We start from the raw sequence: 23,658 nt of genomic DNA, 5'->3' as shown, positions 1-23,658 counted from the left end.
CTCAGGACGGCGGCGCGGTCGGCTCCCCGCCGTCGGCTGCGGGACCGGTCGGGCCAGTCTCGCGCCCGATTACGTCGGCCAGGGTTACGGATTCCAGGTAGAGAAAGATCTTGTTATCCAGCTCTTCCCAGAGGTCGTGGGTCGCGCAGCGCACCGGGTTGTCGCGGCAGCCGGCGGGCTGCACCGGGGTGCAGCGCGTGGTGGGAACCGGTTCATCGACCGCCGCGACGATATCGGAGATACGGATCTCCTGCGGGTCGTGCCCCATCAGGTACCCGCCGCCGGGTCCGCGAACCGCGTTGACCAGGCCCCCGCGGCGCAGCTTGGCGAAGAGCTGCTCCAGATAGGAGAGCGAAATCTGCTGGCGCTCCGCGATCTCCGCGAGCGCGGTCGGACGGCCGCTTTCCGCGCCGGCCAGCTCGACCAGCGCCATCACCGCATAACGCCCCTTGGTGCTGAGTCTCAAGGCTGGGAATCCTCAAACATCGTGGCGGACGGGCTGGTTCCGGCTAGAACTTGCCCCGTGTCGGCTCTTCGGCGCCGCCGGCCTCTTCCGACGGGCCTTCGACGCCGATCGGGTCGATATCGCCGCCGCGCTCCAACTGCTGTTCTAGTTCTCCGACCCGCGCGCGAAGGCTCTGCACCTCGCCCAGGAGGCCGTCGATCGCGCGGCTGACCGGATCGGGAACGTCGCCGGTCGGCGTCCCGTAGGCCACGAAACCGGGATCCTTGTCGGCCGGCTGCCGGCGCGTTGCGACCGCCTTGGCCGGGATCCCGACCACCGTGGTGCATTCCGGCACGTCCTTGGTGGCCACCGCGTTGGCGCCGACCCGGGCACAGCGCCCGACCGTGATCGGCCCCAGCACCTGGGCCCCGGACCCGACGATGACGCCGTCCTCGAGGGTCGGGTGCCGCTTCTGCTCGCGCTGGCTGTGACTATCGACGCTCGGCGCTACCCCGCCCAGCGTCACGCCGTGATAGAGCGTGACGTCGTCGCCGATATGGGCGGTCTCGCCGATCACGACGCCCATGCCGTGATCGATCACCAGGCGGCGCCCGATGGTCGCGCCCGGATGGATCTCGATGCCGGTCATCCAGCGCCCGAACTGGGAGACCCAGCGCCCAAAGAGGTGCCAGCCTCGCCGCCAGAGCACATGCGCGCAGCGGTGGAACAGCAGCGCCTGGAACCCAGGGTAGAGCAAGACCACCTCCAGCCTCGACTTCGCAGCCGGATCGCGGGCGATGATCGCGTCGACATCCTCGCGGAGATTCTTCAGCATCTAGGCGCCTTGCGTGCTATATTCCCTGCGCGCCGAGCCCCAGGGGCCACGGCCACGGGGGACAGGCGGGTACATGGGATGAGCCTTGGCTTCTCATATAGATAACACGACCAATTTGGTCAAGTTTACTCGTCCAGCATCAACAGCTTGTGACCGGCTGGGCGGGGGCCTTTCCGGCCCCCGCCATTCGGGCTATGCGATCCGTTATAGAGGAACCATGAAGCAGGGTAGTGAAGGACATGCCTGAGGTGATCTTCAACGGCCCCGAAGGCCGCCTGGAGGGTCGGTATCATCATAACCGGGATCCCTCGGCGCCGATTGCGCTGATGCTGCATCCGCATCCACAGTACGGCGGGACGATGAACAACAAGGTGGTCTACACCATGTTTCACGCCTTCGTCCGCCAGGGCTGCTCGGTGCTGCGCTTCAACTTTCGCGGCGTCGGACGGTCGCAAGGCGAATACGACCGGGGCGAAGGCGAGCTCTCCGATGCAGCGTCGGCCCTCGACTGGCTGCAGTCTTACAACGAGAACGCGAACATCTGCTGGATCGCTGGCTTCTCGTTCGGCGCCTGGATCGGCATGCAGCTGCTGATGCGGCGGCCCGAGATCACCGGCTTCGTCTCGATCTCGCCGCCGGCCAACATGTACGATTTCAGCTTCCTCGCGCCCTGCCCCTCTTCGGGGCTGGTCATCCAGGGTGCCCAGGACGAGATCGTGCCCGAGGCCTCGGTCGCCAAGCTGGTCACCAAGCTGTCCAGCCAGCGCAACCTGGAGATCGACTACCGGATCGTCGAGGGCGGGAGCCACTTCTACGAGGAGCACCTGGAGACCCTGAACCTCCATCTCGACGACTATCTGGCGAAGGTGCTCCGCCAGGGCCAGCAGCCGCTCTCGGCGGCGAACTAGAAAACCAGGATCTGGATACGCAGGTCGCGGGCGCCGCGAGGCGGAAAACGGCGCTCCGCCTGCCATAGACCCGACAGAACCAGCCGAGCGGCCATAAGATGCGAAAGCTTACCGCCTGCATCCTGCCCTTGTTGTTCGCGACGGCCTGCGCGACGGCACCCCCGGAGCCCTCCATTCTATCGCTGTCCGATCCCTCCTCGGTGACCGAAGAGAACGTCACGGTCAACGCGGATTCCTACATGGACAAGCAGCGCCAGAATGTCTTCTTTCGCGCCTCGTTCCCGGGAGAGTCCGTCCTCGCCGTCCACCTCTCGATCGAGAACCAACGGAAGGCGCCGGTGCGTATCGACCCCTCGGCGGTCACCGTCGTCCTGCCCGACGGCAACAGCCTGCGCCCGAAAGAGAGCAAGATCCTGGTCGATTTCCTGGGGATCGCCCCCGAACCGCCGCCGCTCTTCAGCATGGAAGCCTTGGCTGATGCGTTTTCGATGCCCGTGCGAAGCTCGCCTCTGTTACTACCGCGCGACAATCCCTACGCCATCCCTGTGGCTCAGTCCCGTGAGCACCAGTGGCGGATAAGACGGTGGATTCTCGCCAAGTATGAGGGGATGCAGTTGAAGGGCCAGGTTATCGGCCCGGGCGGCACGGCATCGGGCTTCGTCTACTTCATCGACACCGAGGCGCGGGATCAATTCAAGCCCGCGCTCCTCCGCCTGCCCATGGCTGAAGAGCATCGGTCTGACGGGACCGACCTGGTGATCCCCAACATAGGCGCGGCGGGCGGCCACTCAATTCCCTTCAACCGGAGTCCGCGTGATCTTGACAGCGGCCCCAGCCGCGGCACGGCTGCCGTGGTCCTTCTGGGTCCTGGCGACGTCGCGCCGGCTGCCGCGACCGGCAAAGAGCCGCTCTACCAGCCGTGGCAGGTTCGCGGCTATCTCCTTCGCCACAAGGTCCGCTTCAAGACCGTGATGGCCGACTATAACCAGCAGCACAGGATCGTGGTCGACGAGCGCGGTGAGACGAGGCTCGCGGCGATTTACAGGACCAAGATCAAGGAAACCAGGGGCGACCGAGTGGTCCTCGGAGTCGGGCTGGTCGTCGGCGTGGGCGTGAACGAAACCTCCGACGAGGTCGACATTGAGTTCGAATGGCGGGACAACCATCTCGTTGCGGTGGGCCCCGCGGGCGGCTAGCCCGGCCCCGGCCGCATGTTGTTCGGCAGGAAGGTGGCGATCTCCGGAAAGACCACCAGGATACCGACCATGACCACCATGAGAAGGAACATGGGGATCGCGGTCCGGGCGATGTAGTTGATCTCGTGGTGCGTCATGCCCTGCATGACGAAGAGGTTGAAGCCGATCGGCGGGGTGATCTGCGCCATCTCCACCACCACGACGATGAAGATGCCGAACCAGATCACGTCGATCCCAGCCTGGCGGATCATCGGCTCGACCACGGCCATGGTCAGCACGACCGAGGAGATGCCGTCCAGGAAACAGCCGATGATGATGTAGAAGATCATCAGCGCCAGGATCAGCAGGTAGGGCGAGAGCTCCATCGCCTCGATCCACCCGGCCAGGCCGCGCGGCAGGCCGGTGAAGCCCATGGCCAGCGACAGGAAGGCCGCGCCGGCCAGGATCAGCGCGATCATGCAGGAGGTGCGGGTCGCGCCCAGCAGGCTTTCCATGAAGGTCTTGCGGCTGAGCGATCCCTGGGCGGCGGCCAGGGCGAGCGCGCCGACCACGCCGCACGACGCGGCCTCGGTCGCGGTCGCCCAACCCAGGTACATGGAGCCGATGACGAAAAGCACGAGCAGGATGACCGGCCCGAGGAAGCGCGCTTCCTGGATCTTGACCAGCAGGCTCATGCGCGGCTCGGGCGGCGGCACCTGGTCCTTGCGCACAAAAGACCAGACCGCGACGTAGCCCATGAACAGGCTGGCCAGGACGATGCCCGGCAGGATCCCGGCGATGAACAGCTTGGAGATCGACTCGTTGATGGTCACGCCGTAGACGATCAGCGTCAGCGAGGGCGGGATCATCAGGCCGAGCGTCGCCGCGCCGGTCAAGGTGCCGATGATCATGTGTTCGGGATAGCCGCGCTTCCTCAGTTCCGGAATCGACATCTTGCCGACCGTCGTAAGGGTCGCAGCGGAAGAGCCTGAAACGGCGGCGAAAACCGTGCAGCCCACGATGTTGGTATGGAGCAGGCGCCCGGGCAGGCCGGCCATCCAGGGCGAGAGGCCGCGGAACATGTCCTCCGACAGGCGGGTGCGGAAGAGGATCTCGCCCATCCAGATGAACAGCGGCAGCGCGGTCAGCGACCATGACGAGGACGACGTCCAGATCGTCGTGATCATGGCGTCGCCCGCCGGGCGGCTGGTGAACAGCGTCATGGCGACATAGGCCACGCCGAGCAGCGCCAGGCCGACCCAGACACCGGAGCCGAGCAGCACGAAGAGCGCGAGGAGCAGCACGCCGGCGAGTGGCAGGAGTTCCATGGGTCCGTCCTACTCGCTGTGCTGGTCCGCCGCCGCCTGGTCGCCCAGCCTCCCGGTGCCGCCGAACAGGATGCGGCAGAAGTGGTCGGCCAGGGCGAGTGCCAGCACGGAGACGCCGACCGCCATGGAGAGCTGGGGTATCCAGAGCGGCGTTGCGTCCTGGCCCTGGGAGATGTCGTTCAGCTTGAACGACCAGTAGGTTCCCTTGATCGCGTAGTAGGCGAAGTAGCCGGCCAGGACCGTACCGATGCCGAAGCACCAGAGCTCGGCCCAGCGGCGCCGGTGGCCGAGACGCGACAGGAACAGGCTGACCCGGATGTGGGCGCCGTGGTTGAGCGCGTAGGCCATGGCGAAGAAGGAGGCGCCGGCCATGGCGTAACCGGCGTAGTCGGTCGAGCCGGGCACGGTGAACCCGGTCCAGCGCGCGACCATTTGGACCACGATGATGCAGAGGATCAGGAGCAGGAAGATCGCCCCGATGCCGCCGCAGAGATTGTAGACGAAGTCCAGGATCGGCCTGAGCCGCCGTCCGAACGAAAGCATTCGACTGCCCCCTCGCGCCCGCTGGCAAGAAGGGGCGCCGGACCCGAAGGACCGGCGCCTCTTATCGGGTGTCTACTGAGCGGCCTTGAAGGCCTCGACGATCTTCTTGCCGGTGTCGCCGGTCTGACCGAGCCACTCCTCGGTCATGGTCGCGCCAATGCCCTCGAGGTCCTTGCGCAGGGCGTCGCCCGCAGGCTGGACGGTCATGCCGTTCGCTGCCAGCTGGGTCATGTACCAGTCGGTCAGCTGCTTCGACTGCGTGGTGCCGGCCCTCTCGGCGAGCATGGCCACACCCTTGACGATGTTGCGCGTACCCTCGTCGAGGTCCTCCCAGGCATCCTTGTTGACCATGACGTAGTTACGCGGCAGCCAGGCATTGACCTCGTAGAAGTGGCTGAGATGTTCCCAGACCTTGCGGTCGTAGCCGGTCGAGCCGGAGGAGATGAAGGCCTCGGCGACGCCTGTCGCCAGCGCCTGGCTCAGCTCCGCCGCCTCTATCTGCACCGGCTGCATGCCGGCCAGCTCGGCCAGCCGGGCGGTCGCCGCGTTGTAGGCGCGGAACTTGATGCCCTTCATGTCGGCCACGCCGCCGATCTCCTGCTTGAAGTACATGCCCTGCGGCGGCCAGGGCACCGAGTAGAGCAGCACGAGATTCTGCTTCTCGAGGATCTGCTCCATCTCCGGCCTGACGATCTGCCAGAGCTTCTCCGAATCATCGAAGGAGGTTGCCAGGAACGGCACGGAGTCGACGCCGAACATCGCGTCTTCGTTCTGGTGCGCCGACAGCAGGCGCTCGCCGATCGGCGCCTGGCCGGTCTGCACCGCGCGCTTGATCTCGTTCCCCTTGAACAGCGAGCCGCCGCCGTGCACCACGATCTCCAGTGCGCCGCCGGTCGCGACCTTGACCGCCTCGGCGAAGGCCTTGCCGTTCTGGGTGTGGAAGTTGCTGTCGGCATAGGCCATGGCCATGTCCCACTTTTCCGCGGCCCGGGCGCCCGAGACCGCGATCCCGAGGCCGAGTGCGAGGCCGGCCGCCGCCAGAGGCAACGACCTTGGGAGCTTCGAATACGTCATTGCAGTCCTCCTCCGTAACAAGTTGGTTTTCTTAAGCAAAGCGATCGACCCTATAGGGCGTCAAGTCGAGATTGGGTTTGCGCCCCGCGATCAAGTCGGCGATCAGGCGGCCGGTCTTGGGACCGCTGGTCAGGCCGACGTGGTGATGGCCGAATGCGCAGTAGAGACCGCGCCGCTCCGGCGCCTCGCCGAGGAACGGCAGGCTGTCGATCGGCGCGGGGCGATGACCCATCCATTCCCGCGCCTCCTCATAGTCGAGCTTGGGGAAGAGCTCCTTGATCCGCCGCTTGAGCATGGCGAAAGGCCGCGCGCTGGCTGGGGCGTCGAGCCCCCCGAACTCGACCAGGCCGGCGACGCGCAGGCCTTCGGCCATGGGGCTGGCGAAGAACTTGCCGGACGCCAGGGCGATCGGGCAGCGCGGCATGACAGAAGGTTTGAGGAGCTCGATGTGGTAGCCGCGCTCGCTCTCGAGCGGCGTCTTGAAACCGAGCCGCTCGGTCAGCTGCGCCGACCACGCGCCGCCGGCGATGACCGCAGCATCGCAGTCCAGCCGGTCCCTGTCGGTCACTACCGCGGTCACCCGCCCCTCGGCCATGACCACGTCCCTCGCCTCGCCCATCACCAGGGCGCCGCCCTGGGACACGAAGTGGGCGGCAAGATCCTTGACGTAGTGGGAGGGGTAGCGCACCGCCCCGTGGTCGCGCAGCAATACCCCGCACTGCACCTTGGGCCCCAGCGTGGGCTCCAGGTCGAGCAGCCGTCGGCGGTCGAGCACGTCCCAGGAGAAGCCGTTCTCCCGCCGCAGGTTCCAGGTGTAGGCGTCGGCCTCGTAGGCCTGGCGGTTAGCGTAGGCATAGAGGATCTCGCTGTCGATCAGCCATTTGGCCGCCGCCGTGCCCTCTGCGAGCTGGCGGTGCTGCTCGACCGAGTCAGCGACCATGGGTGCGAGCCGCGCCGCGATCTCCGCGGCCTTGCTGGCGGTGGCGCAGCGCAGATAAGGCACCAGCCACGGCACCAGCTTCGGCAGGTAGCCCCAGCGCAGGTAGAGCGGGCTGTCGGGATCGAGCAGCAGGCCGGGCACCTTGGCGAGCAGGCCGGGCACGGTCACCGGCACCACGCTGGAACAGGCGACGATGCCGGCGTTGCCGTAGGAGGTCGCTTCGCCCGGCGCCTGCCGGTCGAGAACCGTGACGTCGTGGCCGTCGCGCTGCAGATGCAGGGCCGCGGAGATGCCGACGATGCCGGCACCGATCACCACGACCTTGCGCTGCTGGCCGTTCTCCATGCTAGGCGACCCACTCGCTGACCGGGGCGCGCGCCTCGTGGAGCGGCTGGCACACCACGTCGACCAGGCAGGGTCCGCCGTGCGCCACGGCCCGGCCCAGGACGCCGGCCAAGTCCTCCGGGTCTTCGACCCGCCAGGACTCCAGACCGAAGGCCTCGGCCACGGCCGCATGGCGGGTCTCGGAGAAATCGACCGAGAAGTAGCGCGCGCCGAAGCCGGCCTTCTGGCCCGCCTTGATCCAGCCGAAGACCGAGTTGGAGATGACGACCATGACCACCGGCACCCGGAGCCGCCCGATGGTCTCCAGCTCGCCGGACGTAAAGCCGAAGGAGCCGTCGCCCATGACGGCGACGCAGAGGCTATCGGGCCGGCCGAAGGCGCACCCCACGGCCGCCGCCATGGCGTAGCCGAGCGCGCCGTGCGCCCGGTTGGAGATGAAGTGGCGGCCGGCCAGGCGCTGTTCGTAGAAGGCCGAGAAGTAGGGACAGGGCGTCCCGGGATCCGCTACCAGAACCGCGTCGTCGGGCAACACGCTCTGCAGGGCGGCAACCACCCGCTCGGGAAGAATCGGCGTCTCGCGGCTGTGCGACAGCGCGCTGAAGTAGTCCGCCTTCTCGCGCCTGGCCCGCCCCGCCCGCTCGGCGCCGCCGAAGCCGGCAGGACGGTCGTCCAGCGCGCGGTTCAGCGCCAGGAGACCGAGGCGGGCGTCGCCCACCAGGGCGACCTCGGTCGGGTAGTTGGCGCCGATCACCGCCGGGTCGGAGTCGAGGTGCATGATCCGGGTGCCGGCGCCGGGGTGACGCCAGCGCTCCGTCGTCACCGAGCCGGCGCGGCAGCCGATGAAGAACACCAGATCGGCCTCTTCCAGCACCGCCCGGGTCGCCGGCACGCCACCGTTGGAGCCGACCACCCCGACCGCGCAGGCGTGGGTCTCCGGCAGGCTGCCCTGGCCGCTGATCGTGGTCGTGACCGGAATGTCGAGCCGTTCGGCGAAGCTCTGAAGGGCGGACTCGCCGCCGGCGATCACGACACCGCCGCCGCAGACCAGGACCGGCCGCTTCGCGGTGGCGAGCCCGTCCAGGGCGGCCTCGACCGCTGCAGGATCGGGGCCGCTCGGTAGGGCCGGGAAGCGGCCCAGCTCGTCCTGCGCCCAGATCTCGGACTCCGGCACGGGCGCCTTCTGCACGTCGAACGGCAGCCCGAGGTGGGCGGCACCGGGTCGGCCCGTGGTCATGGCGCGGAAGGCCGCCCGCACCGCCGCCGGAAGCCGCTGCGACTGGTCGACCACCGTGTTCCATTTGGTCAGCGGGCGGAACAGACCGCCCTGGTCCAGTTCGGTCAGCGCGAAGCGGCCGCGCGCGCCGACTGAGATGTCGGTGGTAATGCCCAGGACCGCGATGGAGGACTCGTTGGCCTCGACCAGACCCGGCAGGATATAGGTCGCGCCGCCGCCGCTGGGACCTTCGCAGACGCCGACCCGCCCGGTAACACGCGCGTAGCCGTCCGCCATGTAGGCGGCCGAGCGCTCGTCTCTGGTCAGGACATGGGTCATGCCGTGGTCGAGCCGCTGCAGCGCGTCATAGAAGGGCAGCGAGGTGTCGCCGCAGAGGCCGAAAACGTGCTTCACGCCGTAGAGCTGCAGCATACGGACCAGGGCTTCGGCGCCGGAGAACTGATTCATCCGCGCCGGCCCCCGCCGCGCGCCGGCCGTCCGGATCGACCCGCCACGCCAAATCTCCCCCAGTCCCAGGCTACCTGCGATAGATTAGGGCCGGCGCCCTGCAAGACACAAGGACCCTGGACCGCGGCCCCGCCCGGCGGTGGCTCTCGGCCCGGGAGGATCGACCCATGACCAAGCCCCTCGAACGAACCCGACCGGCCCTGGCCCACGGCGGCAAAACCGTCTACGGCGCGGCGGTCGGCATCCTCATGCTGGAAACCCGCTTCCCGCGAATTCCGGGTGACATCGGCAACGCGATGACCTGGCCCTTCCCGGTGCACTACCGCGTGGTGCCGGGCGCCTCGCCCGACAAGGTCGTGCGCCGGCGCGCCGAGGGCCTGCTCGACGCCTTCGTCGAGGCGGGGCGCGCGCTGGTCGCCCAGGGCGCCGACGGCGTTACCACCAACTGCGGCTTCCTTTCGCTGTTCCAGGCGGAGCTGGCGAGCGCGCTCGGCGTGCCGGTCGCGACCTCTTCACTGATGCAGGCGCCTCTGATCCAGAGCCTGCTGCCGCCGGAGCGGCAAGTCGGGATCATCACGATCAGCCGGGAAAGCCTGACAGCGGACCACCTGCGCGCGGCCGGCGTCGATCCTGCCGTCGAGATCGTCGGCACCGAAGGCGGCCGAGCCTTCAGCCGGACCATCCTGGACGACGAGGAGACGCTGGACGTAGAGGCCTCGCGCCTGGACCTGCTCGATGCGGCGGCCGACCTCGTGGCGCGCCAGCCCGCGACCGGCGCCATCCTACTAGAGTGCACGAACATGGTGCCTTATGCGGCTGATATCCGGATAAAATTCAACCTTCCGGTCTATTCGATCTACAGCTTCGTCCAGTGGTTCCAGGCGGGCCTGCTGCCCCGCGCGTTCGCCGGCGCCCTGGGCGACCCTCGGAGCTAGAGCGGATCATGTTTAGATGGAACCACTTCGTGGTCTCCAACTAATCATGTGAATCCGCTCTACATCTAAGGTTTAGAGCAGATTCACCGGGTTTGATGGATCGCCTCCGGCGATGCAGTCAAACCCGGATCTGCTCTAGACGCGGTTTGTGCCCACCGGGGCTTTGTGTTAGAGCAGCCCGCGTTTCAGGCCAGCGCCCGCCATCCTGTGAAAGACCATGAGCACACCACGTTCCGAATTCCTTCGAACGCTGCAAGAACGCGGCTTCATCCATCAGTGCACGGACGTGGAGGCGCTCGATAAGCAGGCGCTGGAAGGCGGGCTGACCGCCTACATCGGGTTCGACTGCACGGCCGACTCGCTCCATGTCGGCAGCCTCGTGCAGATCATGATGCTCTACTGGCTGCAGCGCAGCGGCCACAAGCCAATCGTGCTGATGGGCGGCGGCACGACCAAGGTCGGCGACCCCTCGGGCAAGGACGAGGGCCGCAAGCTGCTGAGCAACTCCGACATCGCCAGGAACATGGCCGGGATCAAGGGCGTCTTCGCCCAGTTCCTGACCTTCGGCGAAGGACCGAGCGACGCGCTCATGGCCAACAACGCGGACTGGCTCGACGCGCTGGCCTACATCCCTTTCCTGCGCGACGTGGGCCGGCACTTCACGATCAACCGCATGCTGACCTTCGATAGCGTCAAACTGCGGCTCGACCGCGAACAACCAATGACCTTCCTGGAGTTCAACTACATGATTCTCCAGGCCTACGACTTTCTCGAGCTGGCCCGGCGCCATGACTGCGTACTGCAGATGGGCGGCTCCGACCAGTGGGGCAACATCGTCAACGGCGTCGAACTGGGCCGGAGGATCGACCAGCGCAGCCTTTTCGGCCTGACGACGCCGCTGATCACCACGGCCTCGGGCGAGAAGATGGGCAAGACCGCCGCCGGCGCGGTCTGGCTCAACGAAGCGCGCCTCGCGCCCTACGACTACTGGCAGTTCTGGCGCAACACGGAGGACGCCGACGTCGGCCGTTTCTTGAGGCTCTTCACGACGCTTCCTCTCGACGAGATTGCGCGCCTCGAGGCGCTCGAGGGCTCGGAGATCAACGAAGCCAAGAAGGTGCTGGCCGACGCCGCAACGGAGTTGTGCCACGGCAGGGCCGCGGCCCAGGCCGCCGCGGAAACCGCCCGCAAGACCTTCGAGCAGGGTGTGTTCGCCCAGGACTTGCCGAGCCTGGAGGTGGAACGCAGCGAGCTCACCGACGGGATTCCGGCTTTCGAGCTTTTCCGCAGGGCCGGGCTGGCCGAGAGCAACGGCGCCGCGCGCCGGCTGATCAAGGGCGGCGGAGCGCGCCTCAACGACAAGGTGATCAAGGAGGAGACCGCCTCGGTGGCGCTGGGCGATCTGACCGAGGAAGGAGTGGTCAAGCTCTCGGCCGGAAAGAAGCGCCACGTCCTGATCCGGCCCGCGTGACGCCAACGCCGCGGCCCCTCTCGATCCGAAGCGATGCCCTTTATCGTTGGGGTCCGGGCGGAAACACGGTGGGCGGGTCGCCGCCGGAGCGGCCGAAGATGCCGCGGAGAAATCCCGGCGTCAGCAGCGACAGCGGGTTGACGCTGACCTCGGGATCGTTCATCGGCCCTTCGGCGCTATAGAGCACTGCGAAGAGCCCCTCGCCCTCCCCGCCGGTCAGGAGGACGCCGACCAGAGGGATCTTCTCGAGCAGCTGGTTGACGCTGTAAGCCGGCACGATCGTCCCCTCGAGGTCGACCGCTGCGTCGTCCAAATCGATGTCGCCGCGCGCCGTGATTCCGAGGCCGGGACCGTAGACGCGCAGAAGCTCGGTCTTCGCCGTGCCGTCAACAAGCACGAAATCACCCTTCATGCGTTCGAAACGGATGCCGTTGCCGGTCAAAGTATCGAGCAAGCCGGTGAACGACGCGACCGAGAGAAGGTTGGCCAGCAAGGGGGTTTCGACCAGCTTGAAGTTGCGTACGCGGATCTTGCCCGCCAGGTCGTTCTGCGGGATCGGTCCGTCGCTCGCCGCGCTGATGCTGAGGCGTCCGCCTTCCACAGTGTCGTTCAAGTTGAAGGAATACAGCAGGCCGCCGACATCGTCGGCGTGAACCGTCAGATCGAACCGCCCATTATCGGCAGGCCCGTAGTCGAAGGTGAAACTGCGCTCCTCTTCGTTCAGCCCCATCTCCTCGATCTCGGCCTCGGCCTCCTCCAGGGCCACGGCGTTCTCCTGGCGGTTGGCCAGATCGTCCTGGTCCAGCTTGGTGTTGCCGGCCCGCTGCATCGACATGTCACGGTCGGGGTCGACGTCCATTCCGACCGTCCAGGCGTCTTCGGGAACCCTCCCCGAGATGACCAGGCGCTGCCAGCCGCCGTCACGGCGATCCATCAGGAAAGAGACGTCCTCCACTCTGCGGCCTTCTCCAAAACGCACGGAACTGAGATGAGGCGCCGAGGCGAAGAGATTCGGCAGCTCCAGCATCTCGTCCGAGGCTTGGTCCGCAGCGCCGTTCGCCGCCGGCCGCTTTGTGACGGTCGTCATGAAGGGCTCGGCATCGAGCTCACCTTCGCCGAGCACGACCCTCATGCCACCCGGCTGCCACTCCAGGTCGATCGACGACAGCCGGTTGCGTCCCAGCCGAACGTCCTCGAGCATCACCCGGCGCAAGGAAGTGCCGGTCTCGTCGAACTCACCCCGACCCCGCGCCGCGAGGGTCCCCGCTTCGAGGCGCCGCAACTCGAAATCGACGAAGCGCTCTCCGCTAACCCCGAGCGAGCCTTCGAGGCGGCCCGGAACGTTGCGCGGCTTCAACCACTTGAGGTCGTCAATGATCAGCCGCGCGGTCAGCAGGTCGGCCTGCATGTCGATCCTGCCGTTGCGTTGCGCGTCCAGCTTGATCTCGACGGAACCCGCCAGTTCACCTTCCAGGTAACGCAAGAGGTCGAGCCCGAAGGCGTCCAGGTCCTTCTCGTCGATACTGTCGAACTCGACCTTGAACACGCTCTGGAAGGGCGCCTCCCTCCCGAAGTTCTCGGTCCAGTCCATTAGGATCGGCACGCCCCCGAAGACGATCGGACCGCTCACGGTCATGGACTCGTTGTCGACCGTCAGGCGCACGTCGCCTTCCGTCACATCCTGGTCGAGGGCGATGGAATCTAGGCGGAGCCTCTTGATCTCAGCTTCGGCCCCGACCCGGATTTCCTCGAATGTCAGGTCCTGGATAAGCGGAAAGGAAAAGTGGACCTCGGCCTTCGCATCGCCCGCGGTTCGCGCCGGATCGACGCCGAGTTCGGACATCAAGCCCAGACTGTCGTCGTTGAGCAGCGTCAGCGCGTCGCGGAGCGGTCCGCCGATCTTGATGCGCAACTCGAGTTCCTGATCCTCCTTGTCGAGGCCGAGGACCGCGACCTTGCCCGACTCGACCTCGATCCCGTCCAGCCTTCCCGTCTCGGGGATGAAGACCATTTGCTCGACATCGAAGGTCGCGGTCCCGGATATGTCGACGACCGGCGGCAGCGGCTTCTGGTAGTAGACCGTCAGGTCCCGATATCGGAGGGTTCCGGACAGATGCTCTACCGTTGTCGCCTCGAGGTCGTCGGTGGGAATCCAGAGACCCGCCGTTATGTCTGCCGTCTCGACCTCGCCCTCGCTGATGTTCTCGACGGTCCAGTCCCGCGCGTTCTTGGCGACGGGAAGAGGCCAGAACAGACCAATGTCGCCGGCCGAGACCCGACGCACCTCCCCGCCGAACTCCAGGCGCAACCCCTCGTCGAGAAAGCGGGCCGAGGCCGAGAAGGACAGGGACGCGGCGGCGTCGATGTCGCCCTCGAAGCCGTGCGGCGAAACGGTCGCGGCCACCTCCTCCATTTCCAGGGCGCCCGCCTCGGGCTCCCAGGCGCCCTGCAGCGAGAGGGCGTGGACGGCAACCGGCTCGGGCAGCCACTGGGGCAGGGTCAGGGAACCGGGAGCGGCGGTTATCTTGTAGCTCATACTGCGCAGACGACCGTTGGCGGCCAGCGACGCCTCGAGGGATCCGCTCAGGGGAAGATCAAAGCCGGCGACCGGCGCCATGTCCGCGCTGAAGAATCCGAGGGAGGGCGCCCGCAGGTCGACGAGCCGCGCCTCGAGATCGATCGACTCGTTCTCGGCCTGATAGAACAGTGACAGGTCCAGTTCGCCGGTCTCCTGCACATCACTGAACGATAGCGTGACCCGTGCCGCCAGGCCGCTGCTCAGGCGCTGCACGGAGATATGCGCCGAGGGCGCGTGCCAGACCGAATTGATGGAGCGGTCGATGATGAAGAGCGAGCCGTCGACGATGCGCACGGCGCGGAGGAAGGACAAGGGATCGGTCCGCTGCGGATCGGCATTCATCTGGGCGATGAACTCGGGCACGAACTGGGAGATATCAAGCTGCGCCGCCTCGTCCGCCGTCTCCTCTTCCGGCAGGCCGTAGGACTCGAAATCGAAGCCGCCGTCTTCCTGTCGAACCAGCGTCACGCTGGCGCCGAAGGCTTCGATCCTGGAGGGCGCGATCTGGCCGACCATCAGCGCCGCCAGGCTTATGTTGACGGAGAGCTCGGGCAGGCTGATCAGCGGAAGTCCTGCCTCGTCGACCAGTTTCACGTCGCGCAGGCGGACATCCATGGCCCGAGACCAGTCGGCCCAGATCAGCACCGTCTCGCCGATCTTCAGTCTCGACTTCTCCTCCGTCCCCAGCCTTACGGCGCTCTCCAGGTAGGGGGTGAGGAAGTCCAGCTTGACCGGCCCCTGGGCGAGACGCCAGGAGCCCGCGCCAACCAGCACCGCGCCGAGCACGGCGAGGCCGGCCAGGGTCTGAAGACAGATTCTCAGCGACCGCTTAATCATTGCGGGAGACGACCCGGCCCGCGGCCAGACGCCGCCCGCGGGTCCCGAGGCGTTCCGGGGAGCGACGAGGCGCGACCGTGACCATTAAGACATCCACAAAACGGGCTGTGCGGCGCCCTGCTCTGGCCAAGGCCCTTGGCAGCGCCCGCGAGACCTGTTGATCTGATGATCGGGGAGGGCCGCATAGCACGGACGGCAGCGATGACCAACCAGAAGGTTGCGCGACCCTCATTGTTACACGCCTGAGCCATGAGCCTGTCGCAAGACCTTCATTTCCTGGACACCGATTCAGCCTTGGCGAGCAAGGCCGACGAGGGACGCGTCGCCATCGGATACGAGCGCTGGCGCGAGGGCGTCGCCAAACTCGAAGATCCGGACAGCAGCAGCCTGGCCGGCGCACTGGCGAATGATCGGCGCGGACAACGACTGCTTAACGGGATCTTTGCCAACAGCCCTTTCCTGACCGAGTGCGCTCTCGGAGATATGGGGTTCTTTACCAGCCTCTTGAAGCTGGGCGCCGACAAAGCTTTCGCCGACCTTATGGCTGCGGTCGACGGCGCCGCGCGCGAACGGCCCGACCGGCGCGCCCTGATGGCCGCGCTTCGGCGGCTGAGGAAACGGGCCGCGCTGACCGTCGCTCTGGCCGATATCTGCGAGGTCTGGTCCCTGGCGAGGGTCTGCGAGGCGCTGAGCGCCTTCGCCGACGCTGCCCTGACCGCAGCCGCAAGCCACCTTATCCTGACCGCCGCCGAGCGCGGACACTTGGGGGTGCGGAACCCGGAAGAGCCTCTGGAAGGCTGCGGCTACGCCATCCTCGGCATGGGCAAGCTCGGCGCCCGGGAACTGAACTACTCCTCCGACGTGGATCTCATCGTGATCTACGACCCGGCCATGATCGATTATCGCGGCCCCTTGAGCGTGCAGGAGGCCTTCGTGCGGCTGACGCGGGACCTGGTCACCCTCATGGAGGAACGAACCGGCGACGGCTATGTCGCGCGGGTGGACCTGCGGCTCCGGCCCGATCCTGCGGCCATGCCGCTCGCCATCGCCTACAACACGGCCATGTCCTACTACGAGAGCATGGGACAGAACTGGGAACGCGCCGCCATGATCAAGGCGCGACCGGTCGCCGGTGACCTGGCGCTCGGCGCCGAGTTTATTACCGAATTGAGGCCCTTCGTCTGGCGCAAGCACCTGGATTTCTGGGCAATACAGGACGTGCACTCGATCAAGCGCCAGATCAACGCGCAGAAGGGTAGCCGGGACATCGGCCTCGCCGGTCACAATGTCAAACTCGGTCGCGGCGGAATACGGGAAATCGAGTTCTTCGCCCAGACCCAGCAGCTGATCTACGGCGGCCGCGCCCCCGAACTGCGCAGCGCGCGGACCGAGGACGCCCTCCGCGCTCTGGCCGACGCCGGCCGGATCGATCCGGAGATCGCCATACAATTGGGAGAATCATATCGTTTTCTGAGGAAATTAGAGCACCGTCTTCAGATGATGGATGATCACCAGACCCACTCGATCCCGAAGGAACCGGCCGGTCTCGAACGACTCGCCGCCTTCATGGGCCATGCAGAGCTGGCGCCGTTCGAACGCGAGTTCCTGACCCACCTGCGCGCCGTCGAAGCCGCCTACGCCGAGCTCTTCGAACAGGCGGAGCCCCTGTCGGGACCCGGCAACCTGGTTTTCACCGGCGGCGAGCCGGAGGCGGCCACGCTGCAGAGCCTGGCCGAGCTGGGTTTCAAGGACGGGGCGCTGGTGTTCAACACCGTCAGAGCCTGGCACCACGGACGTCATCGCGCCACCCGCTCGACCCGTGCGCGCGAGATCCTGACCGAGCTGATGCCGAAACTCCTGGAAAGCCTCGGCGGGACCGTCAACCCCGACGGGGCCCTGGTAAAGTTCGACGAGTTCCTTTCCGGTCTGCCGGCCGGCGTCCAGCTTTTCTCGCTGCTGCAGGCCAATCCGACCCTGCTCGAACTTCTGGCCCGGATCATGGGCAGCGCGCCGGCCCTGGCCGAGCATCTGAGCCGCAAGCCCAGCCTGCTCGACGCCGTGCTCAGCCAGGACTTCTTCGAGCCCGTGCCGCCGTTGCCAAACCTCCGCGGCGAGCTCTCGGCGACGCTAACGCAGGCGCGCGACTTCCAGGACGTGCTCGACCTGACCCGTCTCTGGGCCGGCGACCGGAAGTTCCAGGTCGGCACCCAGATCCTGCGTCGGAGCGCCGACGTCGCGGAGGCCGGCCAGGCGCTCAGCGACATCGCCGATGCCGTGATCGGCGCGCTGGCCGGCCCGGTGGCCGAGGAGATGGCGCGAAGCCACGGGCGGGTCCCCGGACCCGGCCTCGCCGTCCTCGCGCTCGGCAAGCTGGGCAGCCGCGAGATGACCGTGAGCTCCGATCTCGATCTGGTCTTCCTCTATGAAGCCGACCCGGATTGCGAGGCCTCCGACGGCCCGAAACCCCTGCCGGTCAGCCAGTACTTCGGCCGCCTCGCCCAGCGCTTCATCAACGCGCTCTCGGCGGCGACCGCGCAGGGCCGGCTCTATGAGATCGACATGCGTCTCCGCCCCTCGGGTGCCGCAGGCCCGATCGCCGTCTCGGTTTCCGCCTTCCAGCGATATCACGAGAAGGAGTCCTGGACCTGGGAGCAGATGGCCTTGACCCGAGCGCGCGTTGTCTCCGGCGACGACGGTCTCGCCAGCCGGATCGAAGCGGCGCGCCTCGCGACCCTGACACGGCCCCGAGATCCGGCGGGGCTCCTGCGCGACGTCGCCGAGATGCGCGACCGGATCACCCGCGAGCACGGTGCGAAATCGGCATGGAACGTCAAGCACCTGCGCGGCGGACTGGTCGACCTGGAGTTCATCGCCCAGTACCTGCAGCTGCGCCACGCCGCCGAGCGGCCGGAGATTCTTGACGCCTCGACCGAGGCGGCGTTCCGCAAGAGCGCCGAAGCCGGCCTGATCGGCCGCAGCCTCGCCGGCCGCCTGATCGAGACGATGCAGCTGCTTCGCCAGGTGCAGTCCTTCCTGCGGCTGACCTGCAAGGAAGACTTCGACGAGGAGACGGCGCCCGACGGCCTCAAGGTCGATCTCGCCCGCGCCACGGGCTGCGCCGATTTCCCCGCCCTGAAGGACCGCGTGATCATGGCAGCGCAGCAGTCGGCGGAGGCCTATTTCGAGATCATCGAAGGCCCGCGCGGGGAGCTGCCGGATCCGTCGGGCGCGGGCGACTGATGCGCGCCCTGTCGAAGCGGCACACCGCAGCGTTCCAGGAGCGTCTGAGAAGCGCCGAGATCGATCTCGCCGTCATTTCCGACCAGGACTCGATCGCCTATCTCGCCGGACTCTGGGGCTACCTGGGACCCGAGTTCGGCCGTCCGACCCTCCTCCTGGTGCCCTCGGCCGGCGCGCCGATGATCATCACGCCGCTCATGGAGCTGGAGATGGCACGCGCCATGACCTGGATCGAGGACCTGCGTCCCTGGCAGGACGACGGCCCCGATCGCTGGGAGGCCGTGCTGGCCCGGACCCTCGACGAGAGCCGGCCCGCCAGCCTTGGCTGGGACGAGTTTCAAGCTCCGCCCATGGTGGCCGCCGCGCTCGCCGAGGCGAGCCAGCCCGGCGCGCGCCGCGATGTGTCGCCGATCCTGGCCGAGATGCGCATGATCAAGAGCGCCGAGGAAATCGAGATCATGCGCCAGGGCGGCCAGATCGCCGTCGCCATGGTGGAGGCGGCCAAGGCGGTCATGGCGGAGGGCGTGCCGGAATACGAGATCGCCCTCGCCGCGCTCCAGGGCGGAACCCGCCAAGCGGCCGGCTTCCTGAGCGGCGCGGGTTGGGACGCCTTCGTGTCGCCCCTGATCTATGACCTCCAGATCATGCAGAGCGGTCGCCATACGGCGATGGTGCATCGCCGGGCGAACACCCGCCGGCTGGAAGTCGGCGATCCCGTCTACATGTGCTTCTGCAACATGGCGAAGTTCAAGCAATACAAGCTCGGTTTCGATCGCCAGTTCTTCATCGGCAGGTGCAGCGAGGAACAGGGCCGGGTCTATGAAACGACGATCGAGGCCCAGGCCGCCGCGCTGGCGGCGATCCGGCCCGGCGTCCTGGCGGAGGCCGTGCACGAAGCGGCCGAAGCGGTCTACCGGGGGGCGGGCTTCAGCGCCGGCTACCGGACCGGCCGCGCCATTGGCATCTCCTACCTGGAGGCGCCCGAACTGAAGGCGGGCGACAAGACGGTCCTGCAGCCGGGCATGACCTTCGCGGTCGACGGCGGCATTACGGTGACCGGCTCGTTCGGGACGCGCGTCGGCGATTCCATCGTCGTCACCGAGACCGGTCACGAGGTCCTGACACCCTACCCCAAGGAGCTCTGCGTCATCGGCGCCGGTTGAGAAGCTCTTGTTCGAGCATGATTATTTGCGAGAAATGGCGGATTCCGGGGGGTTTTGACGGTTCCAGGCTAGCGGCTCCCGATGCGGGTCTCTACACGACGATCGTCAAATCCGACTGGGAAGCACGCCATGAAAGCCGCCGTCTGTCACGACTTCGGAAAGCCCCTGGTGATCGAGGATCTCGACCTCGATCCACCCCGTCAGGGCGAGATCAAGGTGAAGCTCGCCGCCTGCGCCATCTGCCACAGCGACATCCACTACATGGAAGGCGCCTGGGGCGGCACCCTGCCGGCGGTCTTCGGCCACGAGGCCGCGGGCGTGGTCGAGGAGGTCGGCCCGGGGGTACGCGATATCGTGCCGGGCGACCACGTTCTCGTCACCCTGCTGCGCGCCTGCGGATCCTGCTTCTATTGCGATCAGGGCGATCCCAACATGTGCGAAACGGCGCTTCCTCTGGACGAGCAGGGTCCGCTGCGCGCCAAGGACGGCTCTGCGATCAAGCAGGGGCTCAGGACGGCGGCCTTCGCGGAGTACGTGGTGGTCGACCAGTCCCAGAGCGCGGTGATTCCCAAGACGGTTCCCCTGGACAGCGCTTCGGTCCTGTCCTGCGGGGTCATCACGGGGCTCGGCGCCGTGGTCAACACCGCGAAGGTGTCGCCGGGCAGCAGCGTGGTCGTGATCGGAACCGGCGGCGTCGGCCTGAACAGCGTCCAGGGCGCCGCCCTGGCCGGGGCCCAGCTCGTGATCGCCATGGACCTGTCTGACGCCAAGCTCGAGGCGGCCCGGCGCTTCGGGGCCACGCACACGGTCAACCCGACCCACGACGACCCGGTCAAGGAGGTCAAGGCGCTGACCGAAGGCCGGGGCGCCGACTACGTCTTCGTCACCGTCGGCAGCATCACGGCGATCGAGCACGCCGTCGACCTGCTCCGCCGGGTCGGCACGCTGGTCATCGTCGGCATGCCGCCGGAAGGCGCCAAGGCGGCCTTCGAGCCGCTCGATCTGGCCGACCACGGCAAGCGCATCCTGGGCAGCAAGATGGGCAGCACGCGCCTCCGGGTGGACATCCCCAAGCTGATCGACCTCTACGGCCAGGGCCGGCTCAAGCTCGACGAGCTGATCTCCAACCGTTACCCGCTGGAGCAGATCAACGAGGCGATCGCCTCGGTCAGGACCGGCGAAGCCCTCCGGAACGTCATCGTCTTCGATCACCAGGCCTAGATCCGACGACCGGAAGACCGGAACCGCCTTTGCGACGTAGAACAGCTGTTCATCACGACAGCGAGCAAGGCCGATGGCCGACGGCGACCTCATCCTGGTGCTGGGCGACCAGCTCTCCCATTCCCTGCCCTCCCTGGCGGCGGCGGATTCCGAGCGGGACCGCGTCCTCATGGCCGAGGTGCGGGACGAAGCCACCTACGTCCGCCACCACAAAAAGAAGCTGGCCTTCGTCTTCTCTGCGATGCGCCACTTCGCCGCCGAGCTCCGCGCGGCCGGCTGGACGGTCGACTACGTTCCGCTCGACGCGGCGGACAACAGCGGCAGCTTCACCGACGAGGTCGCCCGTGCGCTCGAACGCGAGAGGCCGGCCCGCATAGTCGTGACCGAGCCGGGCGAGTGGCGGGTCCGGGAGGCAGTGGAGAGCTGGTCCGAGGCCTTCGGCCTGCCGGTGGAAGTCCTCGAAGACCGGCGATTCATCTGTTCCCGCGCCGCGTTCGAAGGTTGGGCCGAGGGGCGCAAGCAGCTGCGGATGGAGTTCTTCTACCGCGAGATGCGGCGCGAGACGGGGCTGCTCATGGACGGCGAGGAACCCGAGGGCGGCCGCTGGAACTTCGACGCCGAAAACCGCAAGCCGGCCGGGGCGGACCTGGACATGGCGGGCCCCGCGCGTTTCGAGCCCGACGCTGTGACCCGAGAGGTCTTGACGCTGGTTGCCGAACGCTTCCCCGACAACTTCGGTGACCTGGAGCCCTTCTGGTTCGCCGTGACGGCGGCCCAGGCCGAGGCGGCCCTGGACCACTTCATCGAGACCGCCCTGCCGACTTTCGGCGACTACCAGGACGCCATGCTACGGGACGAGCGCTTCCTCTATCACTCCATCCTGGGGCTCTACATCAACGCCGGCCTGCTCGACCCCTTGGCGGTCTGCCGGCGGGTCGAGACCGCCTATCGCGCCGGCCGGGCCCCGCTCAACGCCGCCGAGGGCTTCATCCGCCAGATCATCGGCTGGCGCGAGTACGTGCGCGGCATCTACTGGCTCAAGATGCCGGAGTACCGCGAGCGGAACTTCTTCGCCGCCTCGGGCGACCTGCCCGGCTTCTACTGGACCGGCGAGACCGACATGGCCTGCCTGGAGGCCGCGATCAGCCAGACCAAGGAGGAGGCCTACGCGCACCATATCCAGCGCCTCATGGTGACCGGCAACTTCGCCATGCTGGCGGGCGTCGATCCCAAGCAGGTGCACGAGTGGTACCTCGCGGTCTACGCCGACGCCTACGAATGGGTCGAGCTGCCCAACGTGCTGGGCATGAGCCAGTTCGCCGACGGCGGCCTGCTCGGCTCCAAGCCCTACGCGGCCAGCGGCAACTACATCAGCAAGATGTCGGACTACTGCGGCGCCTGCCGCTACGACGTGAAGCAGAAAACCGGCGAGAAAGCCTGCCCCTTCAACCCGCTCTACTGGGACTTCCTGGTGCGGAACGAGGACAAGCTGCGCGGCAATCCCCGCCTCGCCCAGGTCTACCGCACCTGGGACCGCATGGCGGACGAGAAGAAGGCGGCCTACCGGGAGAGCGCGGCCAGAGTGCTGGAAAGTCTTTCCTAAGGCAGCACTGGATCCTGCTGCATCTCCAGGTGCAGCTTGTCGCCCTCGTAGGGATGCTTGGCGGCAACCGCCTCGTCGAGCTCGATACCGAGGCCGGGCTCGCTCGGCGGGATGATGTAACCGTCCTCCCATCTGAGCGGCTTCTTCAGGATCTCGCCGTGGAATCCTCCCCAGTCCTGGATGCTCTCCTGGATCAGGAAGTTGGGCGTCGCGGTGCACAGCTGGATGTTGGCCGCGCCCTCGACCGGGCCGCAGTAGAGGTGCGGTGCGATCTGGGCGTAGTGGGCCTCGGCCATGCCGGCGATCTTCTTGGCCTCGAGTATGCCGCCGACCCGGCCGAGCGCCATCTGCAGGATCGAAGCCGCCTGCTCCTCCAGCACCCGGGCGAACTCGTACTTGGTCGTCAGTCGCTCGCCGGTGGCAACCGGGATCGTCGTCTGGCGGGCGACCCGCGCCATCTCCTTCGGGTTTTCCGGCGGGGTCGGTTCCTCGAACCAGAGTGGGTCGAAGGGCTCGAGCCGGCGGGCGAGCCGGATCGCGCCCGCCGGGGTGAGCTGGCCGTGGGTGCCGAACAGCAGGTCGCAGGACCCGCCGACCGCCTCGCGCAGGGTCTTCACGAAGCGCTCGGAGTGCTCGAGCATCTCCATCGATAGCTGGCGCGGATCGAACACCGTATAGGGCCCAACGGGATCGAACTTGACCGCGGTGAAGCCCTTGGCGGCATAGGCGGCGGCGCGCTCGCCGGCCAGGTCGGGGTCGCTGTAGACGTCGCTCTTATCGCCCTCTTCCGGATAGATGTAAGTGTAGGAGCGCAGCCTCTCGTGCACCTTGCCGCCGAGCAGGGCGTAGACCGGTTTGTCCAGCGCCTTGCCCATGATGTCCCAGCAGGCGGTCTCGATGCCGCTCAGGACGCCCATCAGCGAGGCGTCGGGCCGCAGCAGGTAGCCGCTGCCGTAGACCCGGCGCCACATCTTCTCGATGTCGAAGGGATCGTTGCCGATGACGTGGCGCTCGCAGACGTCGAGGATCATCCGCTCGACGGTCTTGGGCCCGAAGGGCACGGAGTAGACCTCGCCGATGCCGGCGACCCCGCCGTCGGTGGTCAGCTTGACGAAGATCCAGTAGCGCCCGCCGAAGTGCGGCGGCGGGTTGCCGACCACGAAGGTCTTGGCGTCGGTAATCTTCATGGTCGATCTCCCCTGTCGAACCGCAGCACAGGTGCGAACCTGGCACCATCACCCTTCGACAGGCTCAGGGTGAGGGCGATATGTGTCCAACCTTGACCCTCATCCTGAGCCTGTCTAAGGATGACGGCGATCAAGATCTCAAGAGCTTC

Annotated in this window: 17 protein-coding genes; 8 read left to right on the top strand and 9 right to left on the bottom strand. The window is 67.0% G+C overall.

Translation table 11 applies throughout. The annotated features are described in order from the left end of the window. Nucleotide 1 precedes the first annotated feature (1 nt). Together QNJ67_08520 and cysE are read right to left on the bottom strand one after the other, a co-directional pair. Nucleotides 2–466: an Rrf2 family transcriptional regulator gene (locus QNJ67_08520; GenBank protein ID MDJ0609010.1), complete on the bottom strand. Its 465-nt coding sequence runs from the start codon at nucleotides 464–466 to the stop codon at nucleotides 2–4. 43 nt (nucleotides 467–509) lie between these two features. After that, nucleotides 510–1,280, bottom strand: coding sequence for a serine O-acetyltransferase (gene cysE / locus QNJ67_08515; protein MDJ0609009.1), 771 nt, complete (start codon nucleotides 1,278–1,280; stop codon nucleotides 510–512). 239 nt (nucleotides 1,281–1,519) lie between these two features. Here cysE and QNJ67_08510 point away from each other — a divergent pair, with 239 nt between their 5' ends. Then, the gene (locus QNJ67_08510; protein MDJ0609008.1) at nucleotides 1,520–2,188 is read left to right on the top strand and encodes an alpha/beta hydrolase; all 669 of its coding nucleotides are present in this window, start codon (nucleotides 1,520–1,522) and stop codon (nucleotides 2,186–2,188) included. A gap of 200 nt (nucleotides 2,189–2,388) precedes the next feature. Then, nucleotides 2,389–3,384, top strand: a complete 996-nt coding sequence (locus QNJ67_08505) for a hypothetical protein (protein MDJ0609007.1) — start codon at nucleotides 2,389–2,391, stop codon at nucleotides 3,382–3,384. Here QNJ67_08505 and QNJ67_08500 read toward each other — a convergent pair. The 5 genes from QNJ67_08500 to QNJ67_08480 form a co-directional block, all read right to left on the bottom strand. Then, nucleotides 3,381–4,691: a TRAP transporter large permease subunit gene (locus tag QNJ67_08500; protein ID MDJ0609006.1), complete on the bottom strand. Its 1,311-nt coding sequence runs from the start codon at nucleotides 4,689–4,691 to the stop codon at nucleotides 3,381–3,383. The genes QNJ67_08505 and QNJ67_08500 overlap by 4 nt on opposite strands. Nucleotides 4,692–4,700: 9 nt before the next feature. Further along, nucleotides 4,701–5,234, bottom strand: coding sequence for a TRAP transporter small permease (locus QNJ67_08495; protein MDJ0609005.1), 534 nt, complete (start codon nucleotides 5,232–5,234; stop codon nucleotides 4,701–4,703). Nucleotides 5,235–5,306: 72 nt separating this feature from the next. Further along, nucleotides 5,307–6,308, bottom strand: a complete 1,002-nt coding sequence (locus QNJ67_08490) for a TRAP transporter substrate-binding protein (protein ID MDJ0609004.1) — start codon at nucleotides 6,306–6,308, stop codon at nucleotides 5,307–5,309. Nucleotides 6,309–6,339: 31 nt separating this feature from the next. After that, nucleotides 6,340–7,593 (bottom strand): FAD-binding oxidoreductase, encoded by a 1,254-nt coding sequence (locus QNJ67_08485; GenBank protein ID MDJ0609003.1) that lies wholly within the window; start codon nucleotides 7,591–7,593, stop codon nucleotides 6,340–6,342. A 1-nt stretch (nucleotide 7,594) separates the two neighbouring features. Further along, nucleotides 7,595–9,274 (bottom strand): thiamine pyrophosphate-binding protein, encoded by a 1,680-nt coding sequence (locus QNJ67_08480; protein MDJ0609002.1) that lies wholly within the window; start codon nucleotides 9,272–9,274, stop codon nucleotides 7,595–7,597. Between the two features lie 167 nt (nucleotides 9,275–9,441). Between QNJ67_08480 and QNJ67_08475 the strand changes: the two genes are divergently transcribed. Continuing rightward, nucleotides 9,442–10,209, top strand: a complete 768-nt coding sequence (locus QNJ67_08475) for an aspartate/glutamate racemase family protein (protein ID MDJ0609001.1) — start codon at nucleotides 9,442–9,444, stop codon at nucleotides 10,207–10,209. 217 nt (nucleotides 10,210–10,426) lie between these two features. Next, entirely contained in the window at nucleotides 10,427–11,680 is a 1,254-nt protein-coding gene (gene tyrS, locus QNJ67_08470; GenBank protein MDJ0609000.1) for a tyrosine--tRNA ligase, read from the top strand. A 40-nt stretch (nucleotides 11,681–11,720) separates the two neighbouring features. On the opposite strand, the gene QNJ67_08465 is transcribed toward tyrS, so the two are convergent. After that, a complete protein-coding gene (locus tag QNJ67_08465; GenBank protein MDJ0608999.1) occupies nucleotides 11,721–15,095 on the bottom strand; it encodes an AsmA-like C-terminal domain-containing protein in 3,375 nt (1,124 codons plus the stop codon). 249 nt (nucleotides 15,096–15,344) lie between these two features. Between QNJ67_08465 and QNJ67_08460 the strand changes: the two genes are divergently transcribed. From QNJ67_08460 to QNJ67_08445, 4 genes are all read left to right on the top strand, one after another. Next, entirely contained in the window at nucleotides 15,345–18,335 is a 2,991-nt protein-coding gene (locus QNJ67_08460) for a bifunctional [glutamine synthetase] adenylyltransferase/[glutamine synthetase]-adenylyl-L-tyrosine phosphorylase (protein MDJ0608998.1), read from the top strand. Then, complete coding sequence (locus tag QNJ67_08455) at nucleotides 18,335–19,498, top strand: Xaa-Pro peptidase family protein (protein MDJ0608997.1); 1,164 nt, start codon at nucleotides 18,335–18,337, stop codon at nucleotides 19,496–19,498. The genes QNJ67_08460 and QNJ67_08455 overlap by 1 nt, the downstream gene beginning before the upstream one ends. A gap of 129 nt (nucleotides 19,499–19,627) precedes the next feature. Further along, nucleotides 19,628–20,719, top strand: a complete 1,092-nt coding sequence (locus tag QNJ67_08450; protein ID MDJ0608996.1) for a Zn-dependent alcohol dehydrogenase — start codon at nucleotides 19,628–19,630, stop codon at nucleotides 20,717–20,719. A gap of 73 nt (nucleotides 20,720–20,792) precedes the next feature. Next, complete coding sequence (locus tag QNJ67_08445; protein ID MDJ0608995.1) at nucleotides 20,793–22,322, top strand: cryptochrome/photolyase family protein; 1,530 nt, start codon at nucleotides 20,793–20,795, stop codon at nucleotides 22,320–22,322. Here the strand turns inward: QNJ67_08445 and QNJ67_08440 are convergent. Then, entirely contained in the window at nucleotides 22,319–23,509 is a 1,191-nt protein-coding gene (locus tag QNJ67_08440; protein ID MDJ0608994.1) for a mandelate racemase/muconate lactonizing enzyme family protein, read from the bottom strand. The two genes, QNJ67_08445 and QNJ67_08440, sit on opposite strands and share 4 nt — an antisense overlap. Nucleotides 23,510–23,658 lie beyond the last annotated feature (149 nt).

The sequence above is a fragment of the Kiloniellales bacterium genome, from assembly GCA_030064845.1.
Taxonomy (GTDB): Bacteria; Pseudomonadota; Alphaproteobacteria; order Kiloniellales; family JAKSDN01; genus JASJEC01.
The sequence above is the reverse complement of the archived record's forward strand: the minus strand, read 5'-3'. Positions and strand labels throughout refer to the sequence as shown.